The sequence below is a fragment of the Devosia sp. genome, assembly GCF_041917035.1.
Taxonomy (GTDB): Bacteria; Pseudomonadota; Alphaproteobacteria; order Rhizobiales; family Devosiaceae; genus Devosia_A.
This window is the reverse complement of sequence record NZ_JAYRYM010000173.1, coordinates 1-7,861: the sequence shown is the minus strand read 5'-3', so window position 1 is coordinate 7,861 and position 7,861 is coordinate 1. Positions and strand designations below refer to the sequence as shown.

General features: G+C 66.5%; 8 protein-coding genes. 5 read left to right on the top strand and 3 right to left on the bottom strand.

The window, feature by feature from the left end; translation table 11 throughout:
• The first annotated feature begins 66 nt into the window (after window positions 1-66).
• From ACE3TU_RS15885 to ACE3TU_RS15865, 5 genes are all read left to right on the top strand, one after another.
• A complete protein-coding gene (locus ACE3TU_RS15885) occupies window positions 67-612 on the top strand; it encodes a cytochrome c (RefSeq protein ID WP_374625912.1) in 546 nt (181 codons plus the stop codon).
• Between the two features lie 110 nt (window positions 613-722).
• On the top strand, window positions 723-2,489 hold the full coding sequence (locus tag ACE3TU_RS15880) for a pyrroloquinoline quinone-dependent dehydrogenase (protein WP_374625910.1): 1,767 nt from the start codon (window positions 723-725) through the stop codon (window positions 2,487-2,489).
• 71 nt (window positions 2,490-2,560) lie between these two features.
• Window positions 2,561-3,412: a hypothetical protein gene (locus tag ACE3TU_RS15875; protein ID WP_374625908.1), complete on the top strand. Its 852-nt coding sequence runs from the start codon at window positions 2,561-2,563 to the stop codon at window positions 3,410-3,412.
• A 22-nt stretch (window positions 3,413-3,434) separates the two neighbouring features.
• Window positions 3,435-4,013: a hypothetical protein gene (locus ACE3TU_RS15870; protein WP_374625906.1), complete on the top strand. Its 579-nt coding sequence runs from the start codon at window positions 3,435-3,437 to the stop codon at window positions 4,011-4,013.
• Window positions 4,014-4,119: 106 nt separating this feature from the next.
• The gene (locus ACE3TU_RS15865; RefSeq protein WP_374625915.1) at window positions 4,120-5,157 is read left to right on the top strand and encodes a LysR family transcriptional regulator; all 1,038 of its coding nucleotides are present in this window, start codon (window positions 4,120-4,122) and stop codon (window positions 5,155-5,157) included.
• Here the strand turns inward: ACE3TU_RS15865 and ACE3TU_RS15860 are convergent.
• From ACE3TU_RS15860 to ACE3TU_RS15850, 3 genes are read right to left on the bottom strand one after another with little or no spacing between them, the layout of a single operon-like run.
• Window positions 5,138-5,974, bottom strand: coding sequence for a substrate-binding periplasmic protein (locus tag ACE3TU_RS15860; RefSeq protein WP_374625905.1), 837 nt, complete (start codon window positions 5,972-5,974; stop codon window positions 5,138-5,140). The two genes, ACE3TU_RS15865 and ACE3TU_RS15860, sit on opposite strands and share 20 nt — an antisense overlap.
• On the bottom strand, window positions 5,975-6,784 hold the full coding sequence (locus ACE3TU_RS15855) for an ABC transporter permease (protein WP_374625903.1): 810 nt from the start codon (window positions 6,782-6,784) through the stop codon (window positions 5,975-5,977).
• Window positions 6,781-7,773, bottom strand: coding sequence for an ATP-binding cassette domain-containing protein (locus tag ACE3TU_RS15850; protein WP_374625901.1), 993 nt, complete (start codon window positions 7,771-7,773; stop codon window positions 6,781-6,783). The genes ACE3TU_RS15855 and ACE3TU_RS15850 overlap by 4 nt, the downstream gene beginning before the upstream one ends.
• Window positions 7,774-7,861 lie beyond the last annotated feature (88 nt).

Genomic DNA, 7,861 nt, shown 5'->3' with positions numbered 1-7,861 from the left:
TGCACGCCGCCCTCGGCTCCAGTTCTTGCGGAAGCCCGAAGGGCCGATACTGAGGAGAATTTCATCGTGCGTTTCACCAGAGCTGCTCTGCTGGGTGCGGCAGTGCTCGCGATCCTTGCCGCGCCGGTCCTAGCCCAGCATGATCTGCCCAAGAAGGAACCTGCGGCGGATGGAGTCTCGTCGCCGGAGCAGGGTGCGGCGGCCGAGACGGGCGACGTGGGTGCGCAGGTTGCCGGCCAGGTTGCCGGCGGGCCGCTGACCATCTGGAACAACGTCTTCACCCAGGCCCAGGCCGATCACGGCAAATCGATCTACACCAGGAAGTGCCAGACCTGCCATGGCCCGACGGGCCGGGGTGGACCGGGCACGCCACCCGTCACCGGTGCCGCCCTCAATACCAAGTGGGCCGACGCGACCCTGCTCGATCTGTGGAACTTCGCGCACATGAACATGCCGCCGGGTGCCAAGGGCCAGGCGGGCAGTGCGCAGGACTACGTCGATATCGTTGCCCACATCCTCGACATGCACGGCGCCGATCCCGGCGACGTGCCGCTGACCACCAACGAAGACCAGCTCGCCAACATCACAATCGTGCGCAAGCCGAAGGGCTGACGCGATGGGCGGCCTCGCGCCGCCATACGGGGCGTTCCGGCCGGTTGGCCGGGACTTTGTCTAGATCGGCCGACCGTCGGGCGAAGGCCTGCGCGGCCAGGGAGGGTACCATGAGACTTACCGCAGCTCTGTTCATGAGCTCCGTCTTGCTGAGCAGCGCCGTAGGACCGGTGCTGGCACAGTCCGTCATCGATAACCTGCCGTCTGTGACCAAGGAGATGCTGGCCAATCCGCCGGCGGGCGATTGGGTCAGCTATGGCCACAACACGCTGAACTGGCGCTACAGCGAGCTCGACCAGATCAACGTCGATAACGTCAAGGGGCTGCAGCTGGTCTGGGCCCGCGCGCTCGATCCCGGTGTGGTGCAGTCCAACGCGCTCGAACTCAACGGCGTCCTCTTCATCCCCAATCCGGGCGACGTGATCCAGGCCGTGAATGCGGCGACCGGCGACCTGATCTGGGAATACCGGCGCGAGCTGCCCGATCGGTCCACCCTGCAGGCGCTCGGTGAGCGCAAGCGCGGCATCGCGCTGTTCGAGGACAAGGTCATCTTCTCGAGCTGGGACAATTTCATCGTCGCGCTTGATGCCAAGACGGGCCAGTTGGCCTGGGAGACGGACCGCGGTGGTGGCACCGACCTGATCATGTCGGCTACCGGCCCGGTCATCGCCGATGGCGTGGTGGTCACCGGCGCGAGCTGCCAGTTCTCCGAGTTCGCCTGCTACGTCACCGGTCACGATGCCAATACCGGCGAGGAACTCTGGCGCAACGAGCTGATCCCGCGCCCGGGCCAGGAAGGCGACGAGACGTGGGGGGCGTCCTCCTTCGACCAGCGCTGGATGACGGGAGTCTGGGGGCAGCTGACCTATGACCCGGTGCTGGACATCGTCTACTACGGGTCCTCCGGCGCCGGCCCGGCTTCGGAAGTGCAGCGCAACACCGTCGGCGGCACGCTCGCGGGCACCAACACGCGCTGGGCAGTCAAGCCCAAGACCGGTGAGATCGTCTGGAAGCACCAGGTGCTGCCGCGCGACAACTGGGACCAGGAATGCACCTTCGAGATGATCGTGACGAACACGAACATCACGCCCTCCGCCGACATGGACGGCAAGCTCGCCATCAACCCGAACGCCTCCGGCGAGAACCGCCGCGTGCTGACCGGTGTGCCGTGCAAGACCGGCATCTTCTGGCAGTTCGACGCTGCGACGGGCGAGTTCATCTACGCTCGCGAAACGGCCAGGCAGGACCTCATCGCCTCGGTCGACGACAATGGCGTGGTCTCGATCAACGAGGACCGCATCCTCGACGAGATCGGCGTCCCGAGCCCGATGTGCCCGACCTACCTGGGTGGTCGCGACTGGCCCCCGACCTCGTACAATCCGAAGTCCAACGTGATGTTCGTTCCGATGAACAACATGTGTGCCGACGTGACGGCGCGCGACCAGGAGCCGACGGGTCTCGACGTCTACAATGTCGATCTGGCGTACCATCTGCCGGAAGGCGAGACCAATATCGGTCGCATCGACGCCATCGATGTGGCGACGGGCAAGACCCTGTGGTCCTACGAGCAGCCCGAGACGCTCTACGCGCCCTCGACTACCACTGCCGGCAACCTGCTCTTCATCGGCGAAGGCGGTGGTCGCGACTTCCATGCGATCGATCAGTCCACCGGTGAAGTTGTCTGGAAGACCCGCCTCGCCTCGCAGGTGACGGGCCACCCGATCACCTACGAAGTGGACGGCAGGCAGTATGTCGCCGTCACCGCGGGCGGACCGTTCATCGTCGGGGACCAGTGGGCCGCGGTGACCTCTGTACCGGTCGACGCACCCTCGGGCAGCAACGCGATCTACGTGTTCGCCCTGCCTGCGGCCAACTGAGCCGCTGGCCGACGCGCTGAACTCGGGCCCGGCTTGCCGCCGGGCCTGAGCCTTTTCCTGGAGGAACCGAGATGCACCATGTTCGCCGCCTTCTGCTTGCCGGCCTCGGCGGCCTGCTCACCGCGACGGTGCCCGCGAGCGCCCAGGTGCAGCAGCAGGATGTGCCCCGCGACCTGTTTACCCAAGAGCTGCGCCAAGGGGGCAACGCCGTCACGTTCTGCTACAATCCCGAGGGGATGATGGCGGAGTTCGAGCAGGACCTGGCCCGGGCCATAGCGGACGTCCTGCTCATCGAGGGCAAGCTGTTTGCGCTCGAGGCCAGCGTCCTGCCGCAGCCGCCGCTTGACCATCGACTGCCCCTGCAGGTGGCGCAGATCTATGTCGCACTGGCGCAGGACTGCGATGCCATCATGGGCTTCTCGCTCTCTCCCAGCAATCCGGCCTTCGTGCTCGTAACCCGGCCCTATATGGAGACGCCGACGATCGCCGTGACCATCGATCCCGAGCTGGCCGGGCTTGCCGATATCGGCAAGGACGGGGTCGTCGCGACCCGCGGTCTCAGTCTCGCCGATAACGCGCTCATCAACTATGTCGCTGCTCACCCCGACGAGAAGTGGACGCGCAGTTCGTACCGCACCAATCGGGACCTGATCGAGGCGGCGCTGGGCGGGCAGGTGGACCTCGCCCTGGTCTGGGAGCCAGCGCTCTACGTCGCCACTGACGGCGATCCGTCGCTCTTCGGGCTGCGTGTCCTGCCCGAGCTGCCTTTCCCGGTACGGCCGCTCCTGACCGGCATCGGCACCCGCGCCGAGAACACCTACCTCAACCAGTTGCTGGGCGAGGCCATCGACGAACTGGCGGCGGATGGCACCATCGCGGCGCTGATGCAGCGGCACCTTCTGATGCCGCCGGGCGGCAGTTGACGTCCCGCGGCCCGGCACCACCATGTTCGACCTCAGCCTGACGCAGTTGCTGTTCCGACTGGTAGCGATGCTGCTGGTCGTCGGTCTGCACGGCTACGCAATGGCCGTCCTCTCGCATCTGCTCGGCGATCCCGGCCCGCATCAGGATGGTCGCAGGACCCTCAATCCGTTCGTCCACCTCGATATCCTGGGCTTTCTCGCCGGCCTGCTGTCGCGTTGCGGCTGGATCGTCTGGATGCCGGTGGAGTATCGCCGCCTGCGCTTCGGGCTGGCCGGGGTGCTCATCGTGGTCGTCGGCGCTGCAGCCGCTCCCTACCTCGCGGCGTCCCTGCTGCAGCTGGCGCGGGGACCCGTCACCGCCTGGTTGGCCCCCGGCATGGCGCTGCAACTGAACAATCTTCTCGGCTACGTGCTCGATGTGTCCGGCTGGTCTGCGGTTGCCAATCTGTTGCCCATCCCGCCCCTGGCCGGCGGGCATGTCCTGCTGTTCCTCGTTCCGGCCCTGCAGCCGCGGCTGCGCGCCGTAATGTTGTGGTCGCGGCCGGCCCTGGCGATCGCTTTCGTCTTCGGCGTGCCCTACCTGCCGCGCCTGCCGGCATAAGTCGAGCCAATCGATCGGTTTGGTCGCAGGCCAGCAGAGCATGCCTGTCCTGTCGCCAGCGCTGTGCTACTGATCCGTGCGTCAAGAGCACACGGGCGTGACCGCCATGGACGATACGCAGCCCGGCCCGGCCGGCGAGGGACCGACGCGAAACCCCGCGGCCTATTCCGAAATCACCTTGCAGCAGTTGCGGGTGCTCTGGGCCGTGTGGCACGCCAAGACGGTCAGCAACGCCGCCAAGCTCCTCAACCTGTCGCAACCGACCATCTCGCAGCACCTCGCCAAGCTCGAAGGCGTGGTCGGCGTGCGTCTGTTCGATAGACGTATGGCCCGCATGCTGCCCACCGCCGAAGGGATGACTCTGGTCCAGCACGCGCTGCGGGTGCTGCGCGAGATGCAGCGCCTCGAGGAAGGCCTTGCCGGCGGGCCAGGATGGACCCGCACGCTGCGCATTGCCGGTATCGGCTCGATGGTGCGGCTCCTGCTGCCGCCAGCCCTCAGTGAGGTGCAGGCCACGATGCCGGAACTCGCCTTCGATATTCACGAGGGCTCGCCGGTCGACGTGGTCGAAATGCTCGACGCCCGGCGCGTCGCCGTCGGTCTTGTCGCCGCGACGGCCCTCGAAGGCTCCGGGGCTGGCCTGTTGCAGGTGCCGCTGATGAACGATCCCTACGTCCTCGTCGTCCCCCAGTCTGTCGAACTGACCGATGTCGCCTCGGTGAACGATCTCGCGCCGGAGCAGCGGCAGATCCTGTCGCGTTCGATTCGCTTCGTGTTCGGTTCGCGCAGCGATACCCGCATGGAGAACTGGTATCGCTCCCGATCTCTGGGCGAACGGGTCGTCGCGGAGTGCCGGAGCTTCGAGGCGGCCGTCGCGCTGGTCGGTGCGGGGATGGGCATATGTCTCGCCCCCGCCCTCTCGTGTGGGTCCGACGGCAATCGGGTGAGCGGCATTCGTCTGTTCGCCACCGAACTCGCCGCCGAGCGACCGCTGGTCGCGGTGTTCCTCGAGGAGCATCGGCAGGATCCGGCCGTTCTGGCGCTGATCGAGGCCCTCAGAAACGTCGCGGCCCGCTGCCGACCCGTCGCCATCGGGGCAGTTCCGCCGATCCTCTCGGCCGGCCTCAGTCCGTCAGGACCGTAACCCCGTAGCGATCGGCCAGGGTGGTCATGAACCCGCTGCGTCGCAAGTCGGCGAGAATCGCCGAGACGGCGTTCTTGAGCGTCAGGTCGCCCTTCCAGAGCCCGAGGCTGATCGGGTTGTCGCCGCCCCCGGTGTCGAGACCACGAAAGGACCAGCCCTGCTCGCTGGCGATCCGGCTCAGCATCAGGGCCTCGCTGGCGCCCGCGTCGAACCGTCCGGCGGCGAGGCCTTCGATCAGGTCGTCGCGCGTCTTGGCCATGGTCACCGTCGCACCGGCGGCACGCAGGAGCCGGCTGAGGGCGATCCGGTCGAGACCGGCAGGGCCTGCGAGAAAGGCGACGGTCTTTCCGTCGAGATCGAGGACCGGGGCAGGGCTGACCAGGGCCCAGCCCGTCTTGAGGTAGGGGTCGGTGGTGTCGAGAAACGAGCGGGTGATCTGCGAGCTGACGACACCTCCGGCAAGGATCTGGCACTGCGCCCGCGTGATGCGCCAGCTGCGCGGGTTGAAGTCGCGGACCATGGCGGCATTGGACTGGATCGTCAGCCCGACTCCGATCCTTGCCGCAATCTCGCCCAGCAACTCGACATCGAAACCAGGCGCCTGTGCCTCTCCCGTCACCAGCGGCGGGTACTCGGGTGGCATGCACGCCGTCAGCCGACCGATCCGTCTGACCTCGCTCAACGAGGTGTCGACGTCGAGCAGGTAGACCGACGCCAGGATGGCGAGCATCAGCGCGACGACGCCGAAATCCCCCCATGCCCGGGGCCGCCGTGACGTCGCGGCCCCGGGCCGGTCGATGTCGCCTCGCCGGGCCATTCACGCCTTCCTGAAGTCCCACAACGCCACGGCGAAGAACACCACCGCCATGCCCGCGATAACCGCATTGCCGGTCCAGGACTCGAACTGATGGAACGCGATGAAGCTGCCCCTCAGCGCGTCCACGGCGTAGGTGAGCGGGTTGATCTCGATCACCGTCACCAGCCACTCGGGATAGACCACGACCGTCTGGGCCCGGGTCAGCGCCGGGTCGAGCGGGAAGATCGAGCTCGAGGTGAAGTAGAGCGGCAGGATGACCGCATTGGAGAACACCCCGAAGCCTTCGAAGCTGCGAATCCGGTTGGCGATGATGATGCCGAACGAGGTGAGGCCGAAGGCCAGGACGAACATCTGCCCCATGCCGATCAGTAGGTCGGTAAGCGAGAAGGCAACTCCGACGAATCGGGCCAGCACCAGGACGAGCGAGCCGTGCAGCATGGCGATGGTGGCGCCCCCGAGGACCTTTCCGAGGAGCACCGCGCTGCGCGGCATGGGCGAAACCAGTACCTCGCGCAGGAATCCGAACTGACGATCCCAGATCACCGAAACCGCCGTCTGCACGGAGGTATAGAGGATGTTGAGCATCACGATGGCCGGGAAGATGAACTGCAGATAGGTATAGGGCACGACGAAGCGCACCTCGGCGAAGACCTCGCCCCGGAAATAGGGGTTCAGCCCGATGCCCATGACCAGCACCCACAACAGCGGTCGGCTGAGCCCGCCGATCAGCTGGCCGCGATCGCGCAGCGCGCGCTTCACTTCACGCAGCCAGATCGCATAGATCCCTCGCAGGACGCCCGGCAGGTTCATCTGGTGTGTTCGCCGCCCGACTTGGCAAACGCCAGGGTTCGCTCGCGATCATTGCTGGCCTTGTCGCGCAGCTCCTGTCCGGTCAGCGAGATGAACACGCTCTCGAGACTGGGGGTGACGAAGGACAGCTGCCGGATACGCTGGCCGAACTGCGCCATCAACCGGTCGGAGAAGTCCGTTCCCACCACCGGGATGACGAGGATGTTCGGGTCGCGTTCGGCCGCGTCGGGGTAGGCGGCGAGCAGGTCCGCCGCGGCCTGGGGGTCGCGCGGCACGACCTTGACGAGTTCGCTGCCGAACTGCTGCTTGAGCTTGTCGGGCGTGCCGCTGGCCAGAACCTTGCCATGATCGATGATGCAGACCGTGTCGCACTCCTCGACTTCCTCGATGTAGTGGGTCGTCACCACCACGGTGAGTTCGCGCTTGCGGCGCAGTTCGTCGAGATAGCTCCACATGCGCTGGCGGGTCTGGGCATCGAGCCCGACCGTCGGTTCGTCGAGAAACAGGATTCGCGGCGCGTGCAGCAAGGCCCGGGCAATCTCGAGGCGGCGCTTCATGCCGGCCGAGAATGTTCGGACGATCGCATGCCGCCAGTCTGCCAGTTCGACCAGTTCAAGGAGGTCGGTGATGCCTCGCCGGACCGCCGAGGGCGGCATGCCGTAAACGAGCCCGTGAAACTCGAGATTCTCCGCCGCCGAAAGCCGGTCGTCGAGGCTCGGCTCCTGGAACACGACGCCGATCTGGCTGCGGGCCCGCAGCGGGGCCTTGACCACGTCGAAGCCCGCGACGGTCGCGGTGCCGGAATCGGGCGGCAGCAGGGTGCACAGGATGTTGAGCAGGGTGGTCTTGCCCGCGCCGTTCGGTCCGAGCAGTGCAAACAGGCTGTTCTCCGGGACTCGCAGCGTCACGCCGTCGAGTGCCAGCTTGCGCCCGTAGCGTTTGCTCAGTTGCTGGACCTGGATGACATAGGGATCGGGATCGATGATCATGTGATGACTCCGGTTCGCCGGAACTCGTGGAGGAACACCTGCTCCAGGCCGGTCGCTGTGCTGAAGCAGTGGTAGCGGCCGAAACGCC

Coding starts and splice junctions, on each gene's coding strand:
- ACE3TU_RS15880 (WP_374625910.1), top strand. CDS start 723: ATGAGACTTACCGCAGCTCTGTTCATGAGCTCCGTCTTGCTGAGCAGC.
- ACE3TU_RS15870 (WP_374625906.1), top strand. CDS start 3,435: ATGTTCGACCTCAGCCTGACGCAGTTGCTGTTCCGACTGGTAGCGATG.
- ACE3TU_RS15865 (WP_374625915.1), top strand. CDS start 4,120: ATGGACGATACGCAGCCCGGCCCGGCCGGCGAGGGACCGACGCGAAAC.
- ACE3TU_RS15875 (WP_374625908.1), top strand. CDS start 2,561: ATGCACCATGTTCGCCGCCTTCTGCTTGCCGGCCTCGGCGGCCTGCTC.
- ACE3TU_RS15850 (WP_374625901.1), bottom strand. CDS start 7,773: ATGATCATCGATCCCGATCCCTATGTCATCCAGGTCCAGCAACTGAGC.
- ACE3TU_RS15860 (WP_374625905.1), bottom strand. CDS start 5,974: ATGGCCCGGCGAGGCGACATCGACCGGCCCGGGGCCGCGACGTCACGG.
- ACE3TU_RS15855 (WP_374625903.1), bottom strand. CDS start 6,784: ATGAACCTGCCGGGCGTCCTGCGAGGGATCTATGCGATCTGGCTGCGT.